Here is a 21,356-nt window from a genome sequence, read left to right as displayed (position 1 = left end):
CGCATGAGGCGGTGAGGCGCTCCGGGAGGTGTCGTCAGCTCTCCAGGCTCAGGGCGAGCCGGAGGGCCAGGCCGGTGTTCCTGCGGTAGCCGAGCCGGTGCACGGCCAGTTCCAGCGCCTCGCGCTGGCCGACGAGGACCACCCACGCCTTCGCCCTGGTGACCAGGGTGTACAGCAGCCTGCGGCGCAGCATCACGCCCCCGGCCTCGGCGACGATCGGCGCCACCACGAACGGGTATTCGCTGCCCTGGGAGCGGTGCACGCTGATCGCGTAGGAGTGGGTCAGCTCATCCAGCTCGTCGAAGGTGTAGGCCACGCTCTCGCCGTCGTCGGTGCGGATCTCCACCAGCCGGTCCTGCGGGTTCACCGCCGTGACCGTGGCGGTCTCCCCGTTGAACACACCCTTGTCGTAGTTGTTGCGGATCGGCATGACACGGTCGCCCACCCTGAAGACCGACGGGCCCGACCAGTGCTCGGCCGCGCCCTCGCGCGCCGGGTTCAGCCGCTCCTGCAGCCTGCGGCCGAGCTCCGCCGTGCCCGTCGCGCCCTTGCGCATCGGGCACAGCACCTGGACCTGGTCCCGGCCGACGTCCTGCTTGCGGGGGATCGCCTCCGTCGCCAGGTGGACCACCCGGTCGGCCACCTGGTCCGGATCGTCGAGCTCCTCGAACCAGAAACCGCCCCTGCCGGGCAGCTCGGGCAGCTCGCCCGCCCGGATCCGGTGGGCGGCCCGGACGATCCCGCTGTCCTGCGCCTGCCGGAAGACGCGGGTCAGCCGGATGCGCGGGACCTCCTCCACACGCAGCAGGTCGGCCAGCACGCTGCCGGGCCCGATGCTGGGAAGCTGGTCGCTGTCGCCGACCAGCAGAAGATGGCTGCCCGCCGGGATCGCCGCCGTCAGCCGGGTGGCCAGCTGCAAATCCAGCATCGACGCCTCGTCCACCACGATCAGGTCCGCCTCCGCGGGGGACTGCTGGAACAGCGTGCCCTCCTCCCGCTCCGGCTGCCGGGCGAGCAGCCGGTGCACGGTCATGGCGGGCAGGCGGGTGAGCTCCGACAGGCGCTTGGCCGCCTTGCCCGTCGGCGCGGTCAGGGTCACCGTGCCGCCCATCGCCCGCACGGTCGCCGCGATGACCCGCACCGTGTGGCTCTTGCCGCAGCCGGGACCACCGGTCAGGACGGACACGGTGCTGGTCAGCGCCAGGTTCACGGCCGCCCGCTGGTCCTCGTCCAGCCCCTCGTGCTCCTCGAACGCGCGCAGCGGCAGTGTCGAGCGGGCCCGCAGGAGCCTGGCCAGGTGCGCCGCCAGCGCCACCTCGCGGCCGTGCTGCTCCTTGGCGTACACCACCTGGCCAGGGCCGGCCGGCGCCGTCTCGACGACCACCCGGCGCTCGGCGAGCAGCGCGTCGACCGCCCGGCGGATCAGCTCCTCCTCCTGCTCGACCAGGCCGGCCGCCGCCGCGAGCAGGGCGGGCAGCGGCAGGAAGCAGTGCCCGTCGCGGGCGGCCGCCGTCTCCAGCCTGTCCAGGACCGCCGCCTTGATCCGCTGCGGGCTGTGCTCCGGCACCCCCGAACGCAGTGCGATCCGGTCGGCGGTGTGGAAGGCGATCCCCCTGACCTGGCCGATCAGCCGGTACGGGTCGCGGGTGAGGACGTCGCGCGAGTCGTTGCCGTACACCTGGTAGATCTTGGTCGCGAGCAGCGGGCTGATCCCGAAGCCCTGCAGGACGACCATCAGTGCGGCGACCTCTTTCTGCTCCGCCCACGCCTGGACGATCTGGGCCTGCCGCGCGGCGCCGATGTTGACGACTTCGGTGAGGCGCCCCGGCTCGGTGTCGATGACCGTGAGCGTCCGCTCGCCGAAGTGGCTGACGATGGCGTGGGCGAGCCGCGGCCCGATCCCGCGGATCAGGCCCGAGCCGAGGTAGAGCGTGATCGCGCGCACCGTGGAGGGGACCACCCGCTCGCACCGCCGGACCACCAGACGGCTGCCGTGGCGCGGGTGCTCCTCCCACTCCCCGGCCAGCCGCAGCGTCTCCCCGGGCTGAACCCCGGCCAGCGCGCGGCCCGAGGCGACGAACCCGGCCAGGCCCTCGGAGCTCATCCGCGCGACGGTGTATTCGTCTTCGCGGACGTACACCAGCTGCTCGACGGAGGCGTCCACGTCCGTCAGGTACGGCTTCGCGAGCACGGTCACCGTACGCTCCCCGGGATCATGTGCGGCATCTCACCGCAGGACACTAGCGGGCGGCTGTGACAGTCCGGGTGCCCGGCTCGCACCCGTCCCCTCCCCGGTCAGGGGCGCAGCGCCGCGAGCTGCTGCGCGAACGGGATGACGGCGTCGATCGGCTCGGCGGCGGCCGGCCTGCGCAGCACCAGATCGGCCAGCTCCTCCGCCGCGCGGGAGATGCGGACGGCGAGGCCCTCGGTACGGTCGTCCCCGCCCGTGCCCCAGTCCTCGGACGCGGCGTAGACGGCGGTGGGCACGACGATCGCGCGCAGGTAGGCGAACAGCGGGCGCAGGGCGTGCTCAAGGGCGAGCGAGTGCCGGGCCGTGCCGCCGGTCGCCGCGATGAGCACGGGCTTTCCGGCGAGCGCGGTGTTGTCGATCACATCGAAGAACGACTTGAACAGGCCGCTGTAGGAGGCGGTGAAGATCGGCGTCACGGCGATGACTCCGTCCGCCTCCGTCACCGCCTCGATCGCCTCACGTAGCGCGGCGCCGGGGAAGCCGGTCACCATGGTGTTGGCGATGTCGGTGGCCAGGTCGCGCAGTTCGACCACGCGCACCTCGGTCGCGCGCTCCTCCGCCAGGTGCCGCCTGGCCGCCTCGGCCAGGCGGTCGGCCAGCAGCCGGGTCGACGAGGGCTGGCTGAGGCCCGCCGAGACGGCCACGAGCTTCAGGGGCTTCATCTTTCCTCTTTCACGGGTGAGCGGGCGCTTCTGGGGGAGCGCCTCAGGGGTGACGGGGCGCTTCGGGGAAGCGCTCCGGGGTGCGGGCGCGGAGCGGTCAGGCCGGGGAGCCGGCGGGGACGGGGGATCCCTCGCCCGCCTCGGCGTCGCGGCGGGCGACCAGGGCTCCGTGAGTGGGCCCGTCCGGCACCTCGCTCGGCCGTCCGGCGGCGAACTCCCTGCGGAGCACGGGAACGACCTCCTCGCCGAGGATGTCGAGCTGCTCCAGCACGGTCTTCAGCGGCAGGCCGGCGTGGTCCATCAGGAACAGCTGGCGCTGGTAGTCGCCGAAGGAGTCCCGGAAGGTCAGGGTCTTGTCGATGACCTCCTGTGGGCTGCCCACGGTGAGCGGCGTCTGATCGGTGAACTCCTCCAGCGACGGGCCGTGGCCGTACACGGGCGCGTTGTCGAAGTAGGGGCGGAACTCCCGCACGGCGTCCTGCGAGTTCTTCCGCATGAACACCTGACCGCCGAGCCCGACGACGGCCTGTTCCGGAGTGCCGTGCCCATAGTGGGCGAAGCGCTGCCGGTACAGCTCGATCAGGCGGACGAAGTGCTCCTTGGGCCAGAAGATGTTGTTGGCGAAGAAGCCGTCGCCGTAGTAGGCGGCCTGCTCGGCGATCTCCGGGCTGCGGATCGAGCCGTGCCAGACGAACGGCGGCACGCCGTCGAGCGGCCGCGGCGTCGAGGTGAAGGACTGCAGGGGAGTGCGGAAGCGGCCCTCCCAGTCCACCACGTCCTTGCGCCACAGCTCGTGCAGCAGCGCGTAGTTCTCGATGGCCAGCGGGATGCCCTGCCGGATGTCCTTGCCGAACCAGGGGTAGACCGGCCCGGTGTTGCCGCGGCCCAGCATCAGGTCGACGCGCCCGCCGGCCAGGTGCTGCAGCATCGCGAAGTCCTCGGCGATCTTGACCGGGTCGTTGGTGGTGATCAGGGTCGTGGAGGTGGAGAGGATGAGCCGCTCGGTCCGCGCGGCGATGTAGCCGAGCATGGTCGTCGGCGACGATGGCACGAAGGGCGGGTTGTGGTGCTCGCCGGTGGCGAAGACGTCGAGGCCGACCTCTTCCGCCTTGAGCGCGATGGCGACCATCGCCTTGATCCGCTCGTGCTCACTCGGTGTCCTGCCCGTGGTGGGGTCTGTGGTGACGTCGCCCACGGTGAAGATCCCGAACTGCATCGTGCTCACCTTCCTCAATACCATTGAACTTTCAACTACCCCTAACGTCGTGGTGAGAGGATTATTCCCGGCGACCCGGCGACCCGGCGACCCGGTGGCTTGGTGGTCCGACGACTCGGTGGCTTTGTCGCCCGGTGGCCTGGCGGCATCGCGGGCGGCGCCCCTGGCGGCGGACGCGCGCACGGACCGCCGCCGTCGGCGGTCCGTGCGCGCGGGTACGGTCCGTCAGCAGTTGGGGATGTCGTTGCCGCTGTTGTCCTTGGCCACGTCGTTGCCCCACCGCGCGAGGTAGTACGCCGACACCCACTGGTTCTGCCACGGGCTGCCCGAGTCGAGGTCGGTCTTCAGCCACCAGTGGTTGTAGTCGCCGCCGACCTGGACGTTCGGGCCCCAGGTGCGGCAGTAGACGTAGTTGGTCCCCTGGTTCAGGCTCCCCGTACGCGTCCCTCCCGGAGAGGAGTGGCCCGGCGCCGCGGAATGCGTGTCGACCCAGTACTTGCCGGGGGCGGGGCCGCTCCCGCCGGTGACGTACTGCATGTACCTGGTCCAGTCCCAGTTCGGGCCCGGGTCGGTGTGCGTGGCGCCCGGCACCTGGTTGTGCCCGATGATGTGGGCGCGGTCCTTGGGGATGCCGTAGCGGTCGGCGATGTGGCGGGTCAGCGCGGCCGAGGCGCGGTACATCGCGTCGGTGAACCAGGAGGCGTCGCTGACGTAGCCCTCGTGCTCGATGCCGACGGAGCGGGTGTTGTAGCTCCAGTTGCCGGCGTGCCAGGCGACGTCCTTGTCGCGGACCATCTGGGTGACGGCGCCGTCGGAGGAGCGCACGACGTAGTGGGCCGACACGCTCGCGCTGGGGTTCTGGAACCAGGAGATGGTGCCGGCGTAGGAGCCCTGGGTGACGTGGATGACGATGCGGTCGATGGCGTAGGCGGAGGGGCGACTGGAGGCGGTGTAGTTGGCGGAGCTGGCGGCCACCCAGCCGGCGTTGGGGTAGTCGGGGGCGGCGAACTGGGCGTTGAGGTCGCGGGCGCGGGCGTAGGCGCCGCGCTCGGCCTCGACCTCCCGGGGGGCGACGGTGATGGTCTCACCGTCGCGCGCGGGGGCCCGCAGGCCCCTGCCGAGCAGCTCGTAGACGGTGTCGGCGTACAGCCGGGCCACCTCGGGGGTGGAGGCGTTGGCGTAGGCGGCCACGGCCGGATACCAGCGGCCGGCGTCCTTCCTGGCGGCGGCGTCGAGTCCGAGCGCGTCGGCGTGGGAGCGCAGGAGGGCGGCGCCACCGATGATGTTGGCCGCGTCGTCCTTCTGCAGGGTCGCGACCGGCAGTCCGGTGAGCTCGGCGGCTTTCTCCAGGGTGTGGGTGGTGGGGTTGGCGACCAGGTGCATGATCCCGTACCCGCCACTCGCGCTCGGCGCGCCGTTGTGCCCGTCGAGGTGGGTCTCGGCGTAGGCGAGGGCGACGAGCAGGTCGCGGGGGACGTCGTGGGCGGTGGCCGCGCGGGCGAAGGCCCGGGCCAGGGGGGCGGCCGGAGCGGCGCTCGCCCCCTGGGCGAGCACCCCCAGAAGGATGGTCATGGTCGCGGTCAGGACCACGGCTAATCGGTGTGGCGTGTGCGCCCGGGTGTTCTGCACGGGGCCTCCTCGGGGGCCTGGACATCCCTGTCTCACCTGATATCGGTTATGGCCGCACAGTAAGGTGAATTCATGACAAATGTAAATAATTGACATTACTTTATAAGTGAATGATAATTTTCTTCCTCGGTCGGCCGTGCCGCGTACAGCCGTTTCCGCTGGCGCCCGAAGCAGGCGTGGCCATAAATGCGAATAGTGGCGTGACCAATTCGGTGAAGATTTTTTTCTCACCGGATAAACCCCCTCTCACCTCGCAGGCAATTGAAATTCCAGTCATTGGCAAGTGTTCTCCGTCAATCTCGGGTCCTGCGAGAAACAACCCCGGCGACCGGGAGGGGTCCACGTGAGGACGCGTTCGGGAGATCCCGCCATCCTCTGCGACATCGTGACCGCCGAGCTCGGGCGCGCGAGCGCCCGGAAGTGGTCGATCACTGACGACGGACTCTGGTGCAAGGTCGCTCCGGACACGTACGCGATCCCCGACCAGGGGTGGAAGCTGCACGTCTCCGCGACGATGCTCTCCGCTCCCGTGGTGCTCTCCCGCGTCTCACGGGTGCTGGCCGGAGCCGGGTGCGCCTTCAAGTTCCCCGCCCGGCTGGACGACTACTGGAAATTCCTCGAACCGCACTGCAGCCGCGCGCAGGCCGGGAAGTTCATCACCGTCTACCCGCGCGACGACGCGGAGTCGGTCCGCCTGGCCGCCCTGCTGGACGAGGTCACCCGGGGCCTTCCCGGACCCGTGATCCTCTCCGACCGCCCCTACCGAGCGGGCGGGATCGTGCACTACCGCTACGGCGCCTTCCGCGGCCACCGGACGCTCGGCAACGACGGGTTCTACGAGATCCGGCTGCGCTCACCGGAGGGCCACCTCGTCCACGACGCGCGGGAGCCGCGCTTCTCCCCGCCGCCGTTCGCGGTCTGCCCGTTCGAGGCTCCGGCGGCGGGCCGCCGGCCCGGAGCGGCCGCGGTCATGCTGAACGGCCGGTTCGTCGTCCGCGAAGCCGTACGGCACGCGAACCGGGGCGGGGTGTATCTCGCCGAGGACACCAGGACGGGGCGCGAGGTGGTCGTCAAGGAGGGCCGCCCGCACGCGTGCGCCGATCTGAGCGGCAGGGACGCGCGGGACCGGGTGGCGACGGAGCGCTCCCGCCTTGAGGATCTCGCGGCGACCGGGGCGGTGCCGGCCGTGGTGGACTTCTTCGAGCAGGGCGGGCACGCCTTCCTCGTCGAGGAGCGCGTGCCGGGGATCACGCTGCAACGCTGGTCGGACGGGAACGCCGGTCCGCTGGGCGAGACCGGTTTCGGCAACGGGGCGGCGGAGGTCCTGCCCGTCCTCGGCCGGCTGGTCGGGCTGCTTAAGGCGGTGCACGGCCGGGGACACGTGTTCGGCGACCTCTCGCCGAACAACGTGATGCTGCTCCCCGGCGGCGAGCTCCGGCTCATCGACCTGGAGCACGCGGCCGTACCGGGTGACACCGTCATGGTGGGCGGGACCCCGGGCTACCTGGCGCCGGAGCTGGTGGAGCACGTCGGGGAGCCCCGGCCCGCCCCGGACGGCGGCGCCGACCTCTACAGCCTCGGCGCGATGGCGTACTTCCTCGCCGTCGGCGCCCACTTGGACCCGCCGGACCCCGACCTGGACCTGCCGGGCTCCGGCCGGGTCGCGGCGGTGGCCACCGCCAACCCCACGCTGGCCCTGCTGCGGCCACTGGCGGAGGGCCTGCTGGCGGCGGAGCCGGAACGCCGCTGGCCCCTGGAGCGATGCGAGCGCTTCCTCGCCGAACTCACCCCCAGGCCGAATGTCGTCGGGTTCACCTCCGGCGAGGTCGCCTCCGGGCCGGGCGCCGCGGAACCCACCCGCCGGAGTGCCGCCGGGCTCACACCCGAGCCGGCCGCCGGCGGGTCCGGGACCGGGCGGTCCGGCGGCGAGGCCCGGCTTTCCCACCGGATCGATCGGCTGATCGACGGCGGGATCGCGCACCTGGTGGAGGCGGCGGATCCGGGCGACGGCGGCCTGGCTGCGTGGTCCGACGCCTCCGGCGGGCCCGAAGCGGATCCGTGCTCGGTGCACGCCGGTGCGGCGGGCGTCCTCGGCGTCCTGACGCTGGCCATGCCCGCACCGGAGGCGGCCGGCGCGGTCGCCGCGCTCTCCCACCGGCTGCGGCTGCGGCTGGCGGAGGAGGACGCCTGGCGGCCCGGCCTCCACTTCGGCCGCTCCGGAGCGGTGTGGGCGCTGTACGACGCGGCGACGGCCCTGGACGACGCCGGGCTGGCTCGGTACGCGGTGCGGGCGGCGAGCCTGCTGCCGACGGATCACCCCAGCCCGGACGTGACGCACGGGCTGGCCGGATGCGGCATGGCGGTCCTGCGCGTCGCGCTGCGGTCGGGCGATCCGGCGCTTCGGGAACGCGCCGCCACGGCGTTCCAGAACCTGCACGACGCGCGGTCGTACCTGGACGGCCACCCGCAGTGGCCGACACCGCGGACGTTCGACTCCGGCCTCGCCGGAGCCAACCACTTCGGCTTCGCGCACGGCATCGCCGGGATCGGGACCGCGCTGCTCCACGCGGGCCGGGTCCTCGACCGGCCGGACTGGACGGCGACCGTGCACGAGGTCGCCCGCGCCCTCTACGCGCACGCGGACGTCGACGGGGACACCGCCTGGTGGCCGACCCTCCGCGGCGACCCGGGGACGGTGCGTCCCCGCAGGCCGTACTGGTGCAGCGGATCCTCCGGAATCGGCTCCTTCCTGGTGAGGTACTGGCACGCCACCGGCGACCCGAAGGCACTGGACCTCGCGCGCGGGGCGGCGGCGGCCGTGCACCGCACCCGATGGCAGTCGGGGCCGGTGCCGTGCCACGGGCTCCCCGGCGACGGCGAGTTCCTGCTCGACATGGCCGGCCTCACCGGCGACGACCGCTACCACCGGTGGGCCCGGGACCTGGCCGCCTGCCTGGAGTTCAGGGCGGTCGGCCGTTCCGGCCGGCTGCTCGTGCCCGACGCCCAGGCGGGCTTCTCACCCACCTTCCTCGGAGGTACGGCGGGCGTCGTCGCCTTCCTCCTCCGGCTGCGTCACGGGCATCCCCGGCTGTGGATGCCCGACGACGCCCCCAGGCTCGCCGTTCGCGACGGGACGGCGACGAAAGAAGAGCGGGCCGTATCAGAGGCGGTTCCGCCGACCACAGGAGGTGAAGACCATGTCCTTCGACGTTGAGGACCTGCAGGCTCTCCAGGAGCTGGAGCCGGGCGTCAACGAGGCGCTCCGGCTGACCAACTGCATCAGGCACTTCGGGTGCACCGACAACTGACGTGACGGGCGACTGAGGTAAAGGCCCCGCACTCCCGAACCCGGGACACTGCCGGCGAATTATCCAAAACGGAGCAGCCCCATGATCACAGCTGTGATCATGGGGCTGCTCTATGTGTTCTGGGTGGGAACGAGGTCTTCGGTGTCGTCGCGTCCGGCGGGTTCTGAGCTGATCCCTGCAACATCAGTAAGCGATGGGCCTACCAGCTGGACAAAACACGGATTGACGCGTGGCTGATGGGTGTGCCCCTCGCTCCGACGAGGACCTCACACTTCGCAGCGCTGGCTGCCTAGACGCCGGTCCGTCCGTCGACGAGCTCTCGCACGATGTCGAGATGCCCGTTGTGTCGGGAGACTTCTTCAATGAGGTGGAGGATCACCCAGCGGAGGTCCACGTGGCGGCCGTCGCGGATGGGACGCTTGGCCCTTGAGTTCAGGTCGTGGTCGGACAGCAGACGACGGTAGCGGTCGCTCTGCTCCTCATATTCGGCGAGAAGCCGGGGCAACGGAATGTCGACCGCGGTCCGCATCTCGGGGTCGGGGTCGTCGTCGCTCGCCTGTGTGAGCGGACCGGCGGGCTCCTCCCCCAGGAACATCACTTGGAACCAGTGGTGCTCGACCCACCGCAGATGGCTGATCAGCCCACACAGGGTCATCAGCGGTGAGTTCGGAAGCGGGGCCCTGCGGGCGTCGTCCGCGGACACGCCCTCGCACTTGGCTCGCGCCGTGTCACGGGCGTAGTCCAGGAAGGTGATCAGTTGCGTGCGCTCGTTCCAGGTGGGAGGCGTATCGGTTCGTGGCGTCATCGTGAGAAGTTTCCCGCAGGTCGGAGGGGCAGTCGAATGATTAATGAGCGGGACCTCGTTGAGCGCTGCCTCATCCGCCTCGGGCGGGGCGGGCGGGCGTGCGGCTCACGGGCCACCCCTCGGCGGCGGCGAGTTCCGCGTACCGGGCGGCGTCGCGCACCGCGGCGCCGCCCGGATCGTTGTTGAAGTACACATGGACGTCGCAGCGGTCGTCCCAGGCCTCGCCCAGCCGGCGCAGCCAGGAACGGAGCGCGCCGTCGCCGTACGCGGGCCAGGGGGCGGCTCGCCCCTCGTGGAAGCGGAGGTAACCCCAGTCGGCGGTCCGCCACAGGGGCGTCCGCGGGTGGCCGAGCCGGTCGGCCCAGCACAGGGCCGCGCCGTGCGCCGACAGCACCTCGCGCACGGGATCACTCCACCAGGAGGCGTGCCGCGGCTCGACGGCGACACGCACATCGGCGGGGAAACAGCGCAGGCACGCGCCGAGCCGTCCGGGGTCGGCCGTCAGCGTCGGCGGGAGCTGCAGGAGGATCGGCCCGAGCTTGGTCCCCAGCCCGTCGGCCGCCGCCAGCAGGCGCTCGACGGGCTCCTCGGGATCCTTCAGCCGTTTGACGTGGGTGAGGAAGCGGCTCGCCTTGACCGCCATGACGAAGGTGTCCGGGGTGCGGTCCCTCCAGTCCTCGAAGGTCCGGCGGGCCGGCAGCCGGTAGAAGGTGTTGTTGTTCTCGACCGTCTCGAAGCTCTCGCCGTACCGCTCCAGCCACAGCCGCCGGGCCAGGGCAGGGGGATACAGCACCCCGCGCCAGTCGGCGTACTGCCAGCCGGACGTCCCCACCCGCATCATCACGGTCCCGCCCCGTCGATCCCCGCCTCCTCCATGGGGCAGGATCTGCCCGCCACCGCCACCCCCGACACCACCCGCGGCCACACCGCGGGGGTGGCGGATACTACTGAGACAGCATGCGCCCGCCGGACCGCCGAAGGTGCGGCGGCGCGGCGGATCGGGGGAGCGGCAGATGGCGGATGACGACGTCCGGAGGCGGTCCGGAGAGCCCGCGATGCCCTCCGGCGATCCGCCGGTGATCCGGAGCAACGTTCCCGGCTCCTTCCCCTGGAGTGTTCTCCACGACCGGCACCCCGCCCTGATCCGGAAGGTCGGTGACGCCACGCCGTACGGTCCCGACCGCCGGCGCGCGCTCGACCTGCTGCTCAGGGAGATCACCGACGGGGTGATCGGTCCCCTGGAGGGGGCCGTGCACGACCGTGAGCTCTGGGAGAGCTGGGACCGGGGCCATGTCGGGGGACGCTGGGACGACGCGCCGTTCCTGTGGGCGGAGAGCTACTTCTACCGCAAGCTCCTCGCCGCGGTCGGATACTTCGATCCGGGGCCGTGGCAGGGCATAGACCCGTTCGAGCCCTTCAAACGGGCCGAGCTGCTCGGCAAGGGAGTCGACGCCGAGCTCCGCGCGCTCGACGGCCTGCCCGGCATGCCCGCGGAGGAGCAGGCGCAGACGCTGCTCCAGAGGGCGCTGTGGGGAAACCAGGCGGACCTCGGATTCCGCCTCTCCGCCGGAGGGGCGCAGGACGGCGGCCGGACGACGGACCTGCCGGCCGACGACAGCGACCTCCTCTGGTCGGCGGTGGACGGCCCGCGCCCCGCGCGGATCTGCTTCGTCGCCGACAACGCGGCAGGCGAGCTGCTGCCGGACCTCGCCCTGATCGATCACCTGCTGCACGCGCGGCAGGTGCGGGAGGTTCTGCTGCATGTGAAGCCCGTGCCGTACTACGTCTCCGACGCCGTGCCCGCGGACGTCATCGCCTGCGTGCGGCGGCTGTCGGCCGCGGGGGGCCGGGCGGGGGAGGCGGGGGAGCGCCTGTGGAGCGCGATGGGCTCGGGGCGGCTGGCCGTACGGGCACACGTCTTCTCGTGCGCGCCCCTGCCCTACAGCGAGATGCCCGGCGACCTGAGGGAGGAGTTCGCCTCCGTGTCACTGACGATCATGAAGGGTGATCTGAACTACCGGCGCCTCGTCGGCGACCGGATGTGGCCGCCGGCCACGCCGTTCGCCTCGGCCGTCGGATACTTCCCCGGGCCGGTGGCGGCCCTGCGCACCCTGAAGTCCGACGTCGTGGTCGGCCTCGGCGCCGACGTCGTCACGGAGCTGGACGCGAGCGGGCGGCCCTGGCGCACCAGCGGCACGCACGCCGTGATCCAGGCCAGGACGTAGCCGCGCGGGTGACGGCGGGGCGCCCGGGAACCGCGCCGGGGAGGGGGCGTCGCCCCGGTGAACGTGCCGGTGATCGGCCGTGGCGGTCACCGGCACGTGTCCCGGGGTGATCGGCCGTGGCGGTCACCGGCACGTGTCCCGGACGGCTACCCGAGGGCGCGGTCGAGGTTGAACGCGGCGCTGATCAGCGCGAGATGGGTGAAGGCCTGCGGAAAGTTGCCGAGCTGCTCGCCGGTCTGCCCGATCTCCTCGGCGTACAGGCCGAGGTGATTGGCGTAGGTGAGCATCTTCTCGAAGGCCAGCCGCGCCTCGTCCAGGCGCCCGGCGCGGGTGAGCGCCTCGACGTACCAGAACGAGCAGATCGAGAACGTGCCGTCCTGTCCCCGCAACCCGTCCGGGCTGGCCAGGGGGTCGTAGCGGTACACCAGGGAGTCGGAGACCAGGGTCCTGCCGAGGGCGTCGAGGGTCGACAGCCACTTCGGGTCGGTGGGGGAGACGAACTTGGCCAGCGGCATCATCAGGATGGAGGCGTCCAGGACATCGTCGTCGAAATGCTGGACGAACGCCCGCAGCCGGGGGGACCAGCCGCGTCGCATGATCTGCCGGTAGATCGCGTCGCGGGCCCGCTGCCAGCGGGGCGTGTCGGCGGGCAGCCCGCGATGGCCGGCCATCCGCATGGCCCGTTCGATCGCCACCCAGCACATCAGCCGCGAGTAGACGAAGTCCTTGCGCCCGCCGCGCGTCTCCCAGACGCCCTCGTCGGGCTGGTCCCAGTTGTCGCAGACCCAGTCCACCAGCGTGTGGATCTCCTCCCAGTGGTCGCTGGAGATCGGCTGGCCCATCTTGTCGTAGAGGTAGACGGAGTCGATGAGAGCACCGTAGATGTCCAGCTGGAGCTGGTGGACGGCGCCGTTGCCGGTGCGCACCGGGGCGGAGCCCTGATAGCCCTCGAAATGGGACAGCTCGACCTCGGGCAGCTCGGTGCGCCCGTCGATGCCGTACATGATCTGCAGCGGGCCCGACGGGCTGCCGCAGTCCCGGCTGACGTGCTCGGACAGGAAGTTCATGAACGCCGCGGCCTCCTCGCTGAACCCCAGCCGGAGCAGGGCGTACACGCAGAACGCCGAGTCGCGGATCCAGACGTAGCGGTAGTCCCAGTTGCGCTCGCCGCCGGGCTGCTCGGGGAGGCTGGTCGTCGCCGCCGCCACGATCCCGCCGGTCGGCGCGTAGGTGAGCAGCTTCAGCGTCAGCGCGGAACGGTGCACCATCTCCCGCCATCGGCCGCGGTAGCGCGACGTGGACAGCCAGCGCCGCCAGTACGCGACCGTGGCGGCGAACTCCTCCTCGGCCTCGGCGATCGGGCACGACCGGGGCTCCACGCCGTCGCCGAGCTTGTCGAGGGCGAAGACCGCGCATTCGCCCTCGGTGAGCTTGAACTCCGACCACACGTCCGGGCCGTCGGTCTCCATGGGCGCGCTGGCGCTCAGGGACAGCGAGAGCGACGGCGACTCGAAGACCGCCCGGCCGCCCCGCATGCTCAGGTCGTGCGACTGCCTGCCGTAGTCGAAGCGGGGCGCCACCCGCGCCCGGAACGGCAGCGACCCCCGCACGCACATCACCCGCCGGATCAGCCGGTGCCTGCCGTCCTCGGCCGAGCCGGCGACGACGACCGGCATGAAGTCCTGGATCTCGCCCACCCCGTCGGCGGCGAAGAACCGGGTGATCAGCACGTTGGTGTCGGGGAAGTAGAACTGCTTGGTCCGCGCCGGCAGGTCGGCGGCCAGCTCGAACGACCCGCCCCGGTCGGCGTCCAGGATCGAGGCGAACACGCTCGGCGCGTCGAAGCGTGGGCAGCAGTACCAGCCGATCGTGCCGCCGGTGTCCACGAGCGCCACGCTGCGCAGATCACCGATCAGCCCGTGGTCGGCGATCGGCGGGTAACGAGAGGCGCCCGCCGGACCCGGGCGATGAGCGGACCCCGCTGCCGTCATCTCGATCTTCCCACCGTCACAGCCCCGCACCTCACGCCCTCAAGCTACGTGCCGCGGAGGCTCGCCGGGGTCTGCGCCGCGTCAAGGACCTGGCAGGTTTCCGGCACCTTGATCCGCTGCCGGTCGGCGGCCTGCCAGTGCGAGAACGCGTCCTGCACGGTCTCCTCGGCGTCGGCGGCGGAGCCCAGCAGCCGGTAGGCCGGTGAGGCCAGCGGTTTCGGCCTGGCCTCACCGGCCTACCCGCTGTGGGGTCGAAGCGATCAGTGGCGGTGCTGTCCACGCGGACCACGTGAGGTGGTTACGCGAGCACCTTCCCGGCGATCGCGTCCGGCGCGGCGGCCAGGCGGTGCCTGCGCTTGGGCATGCCGTAGGTGGGGTGCGAGGTGGCCCACAGCGCCATCTTGAGTATGCCCGCTTTGATCCGTGCGGGCTTCCGGCCGCCCCTGTACTTCGGCTTTGCCTGCCCTGCGTCGCCGACCGTCTGCAGGATCCCGTCCCGCCGCCCGAGACTGATGTGGTTGTACGTGTAGACCAGCTTGATGTTCGCGATCGTGCGCCCGGTCAGGCGTCCCACGATCGCCTCGATAGCCTGCCGGCCGGTGTAGCCGGCCGAAGCGCAGGACATCGGCAGCGGCCGGCCGTTGTCGCCGATGGCGTAGGCGCTGTCACCGATGGCGTACACGTTCGGGTGCGAGACCGACCGCATGGTGCGATCGACGACGATCTGACCGTTCTCGGTGACCTCCAGTCCGCCGGCGGCGGCGAGGGGGCTGACCGCGAACCCGGCCGTCCACACGGTCGCGTCGGACGCCAGGGCGGTGGCGTCGGCGCACAGCACCCGCGTCGCTTCGACGGCTTCGACACCGGTGTGCTCCAGGACGGTGACGCCCAGCCGGTCGCAGTCCTGGCGTAGGCGGCCGCGGCCACCTTGTCGCCACGCGACAGGGTGGCCTCGACGAAGTTGCGGCCGAGGCCGCGAGGCTCGTGAACGCGGCCGGGCACCGCCCGCTCGGGCGAGAGCTACGGGACCGACCTCAGGGGGTCAGAGCCGCTGCCAGAGCACCGGGACGTTCGGCGGCTCCCAGCCGGGGAGCGCGGTGTGCGCCTGGATGCACCGGTAGCTCGCGCCGCCGTAGGTGACCTGGGAACCCACCTGGTAGGCGGTGCCCGCGGCCCAGGTGCCGGCCGGGGTCGTCGGGCCGGTGGTCGGGGTCGGGCTCACGGTCGGGGTCGGGCCGGTGGTCGGGGTCGGATCGGGGTTGGGGGAGCCACCGCCGACCTGCAGGTCGACGCACGAGTAGAACGCGTTCGGGGTGTCGGCGATGTTCCAGATCGCGAGGACCTTCTGCCGGCCTGACCTGCCGCCCAGGTTCACGCTGTGCGAGACCGTGGCGCCGGGCTGGCGGCCCTGGTCGTTGAACACCGCGATCCGGGTGCCGCCGACGTAGTACTCCCATGTGCTGGTGGCGTGGCGAGCGGTCAGCACCCAGTTGAAGGTGACCGAGTTGCCCACGCTCGTGGCCGGCCAGCCCTTGCTCTCGTTGTCGAGCTGGGCGAACCGGGAGTTGCCGCCGCTGCAGCTCCGCAGGCCCTTGGGCCCTTCCACGCTCTGTGGCTCATAGATGATCTCACCGCAGTTGGCCACGCGGCCCTGGGCGCACATGGCCTGCCTGCTCGGTGGCGACGATATGTAGCCGTGCGCGTGAGCCGGTGTGGCGATGAACACCGTGGCCCCGATGGCGATGATCGACGCTGCGAGGAAGTTGATCGTTCTTCGCACGTGGTACTCCTTTACTGGGGGGATAAGCCCAACGTAAAGGAAAGTTTCCTAACAGTAAATGCTTGAGTCATGCGATTCCCCGGCCTTCGCCGGATGCCCGGCGCCCTGCGCGGACTCCTCGGCGGCGAGACCCGGCCCGCCCGGCGGGCCACCGGCAGGCTCCGTCGGGTAGGACTGGGGGATGCTCATCTTCGGCCTCCGCACCGTGACCCACCGGCTCGGCGTGCTGACGCTCCTCTGCCGCAACTGCGGCAACACGGCGGCGCAGGTGCTGTCCAGGAGGGTCACCAAGTTCAGCCTGTTCTTCGTCCCGCTGTTCCCGGTACGGACGAAGTACGGAGTGCAGTGCACCTTCTGCGGGGCGTCCTGTGACATCTCGAAGGACGAGGCGGACCGTCTGGCGGTCCGCTGACGGTCGCCCCGTCCGCCGTCAGGTCGCGGGAACCGCCGCGACCGCCTCGATCTCGACCAGGACGTCCGGCCGGAAGAGGCCCGCCACCTGCACGAGCGAGCTCGTCGGCGGCCGCTCCACGTTGACGAACTCGTCCCGCACGGCCCGGATGACGGGCAGCGCCGAGGTGTCGACGACGAAGATCGTGAGCTTGAAAACGTCGTCCCAGGTCGCGCCGCCCGCTTCGAGGGCGGCTCCGACGTTCCGCATGGCCAGGCGCGTCTGGGCCTCCCAGTCGCCCGCGGCGGCCGGTGTCCCGTCCGCGGCGATCGGGACCTGGCCCGAGGTCCAGACGAGCCGGCTGCCGGCCGGGACGCCGGCGACGTGGCTGTAGCCGTTGGTCGCCGGCAGCGTCGGGGGAGTGCTGAAATCGATGTGCGTCATGGTGCCGTTCCCGGTGTCTCAGAGGTCGGACGGAAGATCACATGAGACTGTGCCATACGGGCCGGGACCGGGCGAAAGCTCCGGTGGCGTGTCCGGTCGGCCGGGGCCGCCGCCCGCGAGCGTGGGCGCGCCCGTCAGAACGGGGCGGTCCCGCCGGCGCCGAAGTGGGTCTCGTGATCCCACAGGTGGGTGCACGCCGGGCACTGCAGATGCAGGCGGCTGCCGGTGTTGCCGATGAGGTAGCGCCAGTGCTCCCCGCAGTTCCGGCCGTCGAGGCAGGCTCCGCAGTCCTTGTCGTCGCGGCAGCCGGGGCATGGCACCCAGGCCCTGCGTCCCAGGTCGGCGTGGGGATCAAGCGGCAGCATGGCCCGGCCCCCTTCGCGGGAGGACTCCGGCGGCCACGAGCATGTCGTAGGTCTCCTGCTGCCGCTCGTCGAGGCCGGAGTAGAGGAGGTCGTAGGCCAGTTCCTCGGCCCGCAGCACCGCCGGCGGGTCCCAGTCCGGTCCGACCGCCGCCATGACCGCGGCGCGCCGGCGGGCCTCCTCCAGGGTGAGGTCGATCTCGAAGGCGGCGGGTGCGCCGGGGTTTTCCTGACTCATGGCGCGACCTTCCGATGGGGTGGCGGACATGGTGTCCGGGTGATCGGCGGAAGGTCCGGTCTCCACGGGGGCGCGGTGAGGGCCGGGCCGGGGGGATTCTTTGCGATCACGCGAATGTGTGCGGGGATGTGGCCTCTTCTGAAAAGGAAGCCTTGTCCTTTATATACCTTATGTCGCTTTTCGTGCCTTGTTCGTGACGTAACTCACGGCGGCGTCCCCCAGGGAGGGGGACGCCGCCGGTGTTCTCAGTAGTTCGTCAGCAGCCGGTCGAGGACGCGGGTGCCGAACCGCAGGGCGTCCACCGGCACCCGCTCGTCGACGCCGTGGAACATCGCGGCGAAGTCCATCTCCGCGGGCAGCCGCAGCGGGACGAACCCGAAGCCCCTGATGTTCAGGTCGGCGAAGAAGGTCTTGTTGTCGGTGCCGCCCGACATGCAGTACGGCACCGCCCGGGCGGTCGGGTCCTCCGCCTTCAGCGCCGCGATCATCGATTCGACCAGCTCGCCGTCGAACGTGGTCTCCAGCGCGATGTCGTGGGTGATGTACTCACGCCGGACGTCCGGGCCGAGCAGCTCGTCCACCGTGGACAGGAACTCCTCCTCCAGGCCCGGCAGGAACCGGCCGTCCACCACGGCACTGGCCTGGCCGGGGATCACGTTCGCCTTGTAGCCCGCGGCGAGCATGGTCGGGTTGGTCGTGTGCCGCAGGGTCGCGCCGACGAACCGGGCCAGCGGGCCGATGGCCTCGATGATCGGCGCCGGATCCTCCGGGTCGAAGGGCAGGCCGAAGGCGTCGGCCACCTCCGACAGGAAACGGCGCACGGTCGGCGTCAGGTTGAGCGGCCACTCGTGCGAGCCGAGCCTGGCCACCGCCTTGGCGACCTCGGTGACCGCGTTGTCGGAGTTGAGCATGGAGCCGTGCCCGGCGGTGCCGCCGGCCACCAGGCGCATCCAGGCCAGGCCCTTCTGCGCGGTCTCGATCAGGTAGAGCCGCAGCGAGGGGTCGACCTCCAGGGAGTAGCCGCCGACCTCGCTGATGGCGTGGTCGACCCCGTCGAACAGCTCGGGGTGCTTGGCGGTGAGGTACTTGGCGCCGTACTCGCCGCCCGCCTCCTCGTCGGCCACCCAGGCGAAGACGACGTCGCGCCGGGGCTTGCGGCCCTCGGTCGCCATCTGCCGCAGGACCGCCAGCATCATGGCGTCCATGTCCTTCATGTCGACCGCGCCCCGGCCCCAGATGTAGCCGTCCCGGATCTCGCCGGCGAACGGGTCGACGGTCCAGTCGGCGGCGTCGGCGGGCACCACGTCCAGGTGGCCGTGGACCAGCAGCGCAGGCAGGCCGGGGTCGGAGCCCTCGATCCTGGTCACGACGTTGCCCCGGCCCGGCGCGCTCTCCACGTAGGTCGCCTCGGCGCCGACCTCCGCGAGCCGGGCCATGACGATCTCGGCGGCGGCGCGCTCGCCGGGGCCGCTGCCGTCCCCGTAGTTGCTGGTGTCGACGCGGATGAGCTCGCTGCAGAGCTCGGCTACCTCGGTCTCGGCGGGGGTCATTGGCACTCCAGGGTGAGCAGGCCCGACTTGCGTAGGTGACCACGCTTGTAGGCACGGGTGATGAGGGTGACGTTGACGTCGGTGACGTCGTCGAGCGGGCCGACGACGGCGGTGAGAAAGCGGTAGAGCTCCGCCTCGTGAGCCACGGCGACCTGAACGATCATGGTGTGGGTGCCCGAGGTGGCGGCGCAGTAGCGCACGCTCGGATGGGCGGCGAGCGTCTCGCCCACCTCGTCCAGCCCGTGGGCGCGGACCGAGAGCCAGAGCTGGGCCTCCACCTCCAGGCCGAGCAGCGCGGGCTCCACCTCCGCGCGCAGGTGCACGGCCCCGCGCTCCAGGAGGCTCGCGACCCGGCGGCGGGCGGTCGGCACGGACACCTCCAGCCGCTCGGCGATGGCGGTGAAGCCGATGCGGCCGTCGTCGGCCAGCAGGCCGACGATGTCCCGCTCGGCACCGGTCAGCTCAAGGCGCTCCGGGAGCGGGCCGGCCGGCGTCGGCGCGGTGGCCCTCAGGCGCGCGACCTGCTCCTCGCTGAGGTACGGCGCGTGCCACTCGGCCACCGTCTGGAAGGTGTGCAGCACGACCTGGGTCCGGGTCTGGGCGATGCCGGGGGTGGCCGGGATCTGCGCGGTCAGGATCTCGTGCAGGAGGTGCCTGGAGGGGGCCACCAGCTCGCAGCCGATGTCGGCGGCTCCCGTGACGGCGTAGACCGAACGGGTGTCGGGCCGGGTGGAGAGGGCCTCGGCGACCTGCTCCGCCGTACAGGGGCTGACTCGGACGTGCAGGTGCACCGGCGTGCCGAGCCCGCAGCGCAGCTCGTCGAGGATGGCGGTGACCCGCACCGCTCCGGTGGACATCAGCCGCTGGAGGCGGCGGGCCACGGTCCGTTCGTGCTCGCCGACGGCACCGCCGATCTCGCCCCACGTCGCGCGGGGGGCGACCTGGAGGGCGGCGACCAGGCGGCGGTCGAGATCATCCAAAATGGTCACGGAGGCTCGTCTATGTGTCGGAAATATAAAAAGACTTCAAGATGTTTGACTATTTCTATCATCTAGTTGCAGGGTAGGCGACTTGAGAGACTTCGTACACCACTAAGCCCGAGGAGTCCCCCGTGGCCACAGTTCCCCCCAGGTCGGCCCCGCTCGGCGTCCCACGGAGCCGGGTCCGCCAGTTGATGGCCGCCAACGTCGGCAACGTCGTCGAGTGGTTCGACTGGTACACCTACTCGTTCCTGGCGATCTACTTCTCGACCCAGGTCTTCCCCAAGGGCGCGGGCAACAGCATGGTGCCGTTGCTGAGCACGTTCGCGGTCTTCGCGGTCGGGTTCTTCATGCGGCCGCTCGGCGGGCTGCTCGTCGGCTCGTTCGCCGACCGGTTCGGCCGCAAGGCCGCCATGACCTTCACGATCATCCTGATGGGCGCCGGATCGCTGCTGGTGGCGGTCACTCCGACCTACGAGTCGGCCGGCGTGCTCGCGCCGATCATTTTGACGCTCGCCCGGCTGACCCAGGGCCTGTCGGTCGGCGGGGAGTTCGCCGCCGCCACCACCTTCCTCGTGGAGTCCGCCCCGCCCGGCAGGCGCGGCCTGTTCTCCAGCTTCCAGTACGTCAGCACCACCATCGGCCAGCTCCTCGCCTCCGGCCTCGCCGCCCTCCTCGCCGCCGGCCTGAGCGAGGCCGAGATGGGCTCGTGGGGCTGGCGCATCCCGTTCGTCGTCGGCGCCCTGGCCAGCCTCGTCGGGCTGTGGATCCGCAAGGGCGCCGAGGAGACCACGACCCTGGCCGAGGACATCAAGAACGGCGTGGCCGAGAAGCCGAAGCTCTTCGAGTTCCTGGTCCGCTACCCGACCAAGGCATTCATGATCGTCGGTATCACCATGGCGGGCACCGTCGCCTACTACACCTGGACGACGTTCCTGCCCACCTACGCCCAGCTCACGGTCAAGTTCGACAAGGCCGAGGCACTCCAGGTCGGCACGGTCTCACTGCTGTTCTTCATGGTGCTGCAGCCGCTGCTCGGCATGCTGTCGGACAGGGTCGGGCGACGGCCGATGCTGATCGCCTTCGGCCTGGCGTTCACGGTGCTGCCGGTGCCGCTGATGGGGATGCTGACCGACTCCTTCGCCAGCCTGCTGCTCGTCCAGTGCGTCGGCATGGTCTTCCTCGGCTGCTTCACCTCGATCTCGGCGGCGGTCAACTCCGAGCTCTTCCCCACCCGGGTCAGGGCGTCGGGCGCCGGCTTCCCGTACTCCCTGACCGTCGCGCTGTTCGGCGGCACCGCTCCGCTGGTGGGCACGGCGCTGGTCGACGGCGGCAACGCCGGGATGTTCGGGTGGTACATGTCGGCGCTCGCCCTGGGCTCGACCCTGGTCTACCTCTTCGCGCTCAAGGAGACCAAGGACCAGCCGCTGAGCTGACAGGCCGGCGGGCCGTCACCGCGCCCTGCCGGGGATCCCGCCCAGGGCGCGGGACAGCGCCGCCGCGCGCCTGGCGGCGGACCGGCTG

17 protein-coding genes and 1 pseudogene are annotated in these 21,356 nt (G+C 71.3%); 4 read left to right on the top strand and 14 right to left on the bottom strand.

The features are described from left to right. Positions 1-34: 34 nt before the first annotated feature. The 4 genes from recD2 to BM085_RS07515 form a co-directional block, all read right to left on the bottom strand. On the bottom strand, positions 35-2,197 hold the full coding sequence (gene recD2 / locus BM085_RS07530) for an SF1B family DNA helicase RecD2 (RefSeq protein ID WP_093886280.1): 2,163 nt from the start codon (positions 2,195-2,197) through the stop codon (positions 35-37). A 98-nt stretch (positions 2,198-2,295) separates the two neighbouring features. Continuing rightward, positions 2,296-2,913 (bottom strand): FMN reductase, encoded by a 618-nt coding sequence (locus BM085_RS07525; protein WP_093886279.1) that lies wholly within the window; start codon positions 2,911-2,913, stop codon positions 2,296-2,298. Between the two features lie 97 nt (positions 2,914-3,010). Further along, entirely contained in the window at positions 3,011-4,129 is a 1,119-nt protein-coding gene (locus BM085_RS07520) for an LLM class flavin-dependent oxidoreductase (protein WP_093886278.1), read from the bottom strand. Positions 4,130-4,354: 225 nt separating this feature from the next. Continuing rightward, the gene (locus BM085_RS07515) at positions 4,355-5,758 is read right to left on the bottom strand and encodes an N-acetylmuramoyl-L-alanine amidase (RefSeq protein ID WP_093886277.1); all 1,404 of its coding nucleotides are present in this window, start codon (positions 5,756-5,758) and stop codon (positions 4,355-4,357) included. A gap of 343 nt (positions 5,759-6,101) precedes the next feature. Here BM085_RS07515 and lanL point away from each other — a divergent pair, with 343 nt between their 5' ends. Continuing rightward, positions 6,102-8,972 carry a class IV lanthionine synthetase LanL gene (gene lanL / locus BM085_RS07510; RefSeq protein ID WP_093886276.1) on the top strand — a complete coding sequence of 957 codons (2,871 nt, stop codon included), beginning with the start codon at positions 6,102-6,104 and terminating at the stop codon, positions 8,970-8,972. Positions 8,973-9,355: 383 nt separating this feature from the next. Here lanL and BM085_RS07505 read toward each other — a convergent pair whose 3' ends face one another. Next, positions 9,356-9,871: a DinB family protein gene (locus tag BM085_RS07505; RefSeq protein ID WP_093886275.1), complete on the bottom strand. Its 516-nt coding sequence runs from the start codon at positions 9,869-9,871 to the stop codon at positions 9,356-9,358. Positions 9,872-9,941: 70 nt separating this feature from the next. Beyond that, complete coding sequence (locus BM085_RS07500) at positions 9,942-10,712, bottom strand: DUF72 domain-containing protein (RefSeq protein WP_093886274.1); 771 nt, start codon at positions 10,710-10,712, stop codon at positions 9,942-9,944. Between the two features lie 172 nt (positions 10,713-10,884). On the opposite strand from BM085_RS07500, the gene BM085_RS07495 reads away from it, so the two are divergent. Continuing rightward, a complete protein-coding gene (locus BM085_RS07495; protein ID WP_093886273.1) occupies positions 10,885-12,096 on the top strand; it encodes a damage-control phosphatase ARMT1 family protein in 1,212 nt (403 codons plus the stop codon). A 146-nt stretch (positions 12,097-12,242) separates the two neighbouring features. On the opposite strand, the gene BM085_RS07490 is transcribed toward BM085_RS07495, so the two are convergent. The 3 genes and pseudogenes from BM085_RS07490 to BM085_RS07475 all read right to left on the bottom strand — a co-directional run bounded on the left by BM085_RS07490 (position 12,243) and on the right by BM085_RS07475 (position 15,867). Further along, positions 12,243-14,087 (bottom strand): glycoside hydrolase family 15 protein, encoded by a 1,845-nt coding sequence (locus BM085_RS07490; RefSeq protein ID WP_093886483.1) that lies wholly within the window; start codon positions 14,085-14,087, stop codon positions 12,243-12,245. 298 nt (positions 14,088-14,385) lie between these two features. Continuing rightward, positions 14,386-14,985 (bottom strand): annotated as a pseudogene (locus BM085_RS07480) (FAD-dependent oxidoreductase); the annotation flags it as partial. A 144-nt stretch (positions 14,986-15,129) separates the two neighbouring features. Next, on the bottom strand, positions 15,130-15,867 hold the full coding sequence (locus BM085_RS07475) for a lytic polysaccharide monooxygenase (RefSeq protein ID WP_093886272.1): 738 nt from the start codon (positions 15,865-15,867) through the stop codon (positions 15,130-15,132). Between the two features lie 181 nt (positions 15,868-16,048). Between BM085_RS07475 and BM085_RS07470 the strand changes: the two genes are divergently transcribed. Further along, complete coding sequence (locus tag BM085_RS07470) at positions 16,049-16,279, top strand: zinc-ribbon domain-containing protein (protein WP_093886271.1); 231 nt, start codon at positions 16,049-16,051, stop codon at positions 16,277-16,279. 18 nt (positions 16,280-16,297) lie between these two features. Here BM085_RS07470 and BM085_RS07465 read toward each other — a convergent pair whose 3' ends face one another. The 5 genes from BM085_RS07465 to BM085_RS07445 form a co-directional block, all read right to left on the bottom strand. Further along, positions 16,298-16,702, bottom strand: a complete 405-nt coding sequence (locus BM085_RS07465; RefSeq protein ID WP_093886270.1) for a RidA family protein — start codon at positions 16,700-16,702, stop codon at positions 16,298-16,300. Positions 16,703-16,836: 134 nt separating this feature from the next. Next, positions 16,837-17,067, bottom strand: a complete 231-nt coding sequence (locus BM085_RS07460) for a hypothetical protein (protein ID WP_031167552.1) — start codon at positions 17,065-17,067, stop codon at positions 16,837-16,839. Next, on the bottom strand, positions 17,054-17,302 hold the full coding sequence (locus BM085_RS07455) for a DUF6400 family protein (RefSeq protein WP_093886269.1): 249 nt from the start codon (positions 17,300-17,302) through the stop codon (positions 17,054-17,056). The genes BM085_RS07460 and BM085_RS07455 overlap by 14 nt, the downstream gene beginning before the upstream one ends. A 245-nt stretch (positions 17,303-17,547) precedes the next feature. Further along, positions 17,548-18,852: a M20/M25/M40 family metallo-hydrolase gene (locus BM085_RS07450; protein WP_093886268.1), complete on the bottom strand. Its 1,305-nt coding sequence runs from the start codon at positions 18,850-18,852 to the stop codon at positions 17,548-17,550. Then, a complete protein-coding gene (locus tag BM085_RS07445; protein ID WP_093886267.1) occupies positions 18,849-19,841 on the bottom strand; it encodes an Lrp/AsnC family transcriptional regulator in 993 nt (330 codons plus the stop codon). The genes BM085_RS07450 and BM085_RS07445 overlap by 4 nt, the downstream gene beginning before the upstream one ends. A gap of 122 nt (positions 19,842-19,963) precedes the next feature. On the opposite strand from BM085_RS07445, the gene BM085_RS07440 reads away from it, so the two are divergent. After that, positions 19,964-21,268: an MFS transporter gene (locus BM085_RS07440; RefSeq protein ID WP_093886266.1), complete on the top strand. Its 1,305-nt coding sequence runs from the start codon at positions 19,964-19,966 to the stop codon at positions 21,266-21,268. The last annotated feature ends 88 nt before the right edge of the window (positions 21,269-21,356 follow it).

It is taken from the genome of Streptosporangium canum, assembly GCF_900113865.1.
GTDB classification, from domain to species: Bacteria; Actinomycetota; Actinomycetes; order Streptosporangiales; family Streptosporangiaceae; genus Streptosporangium; species Streptosporangium canum.
This window is presented reverse-complemented; position numbering and strand designations above follow the sequence as displayed.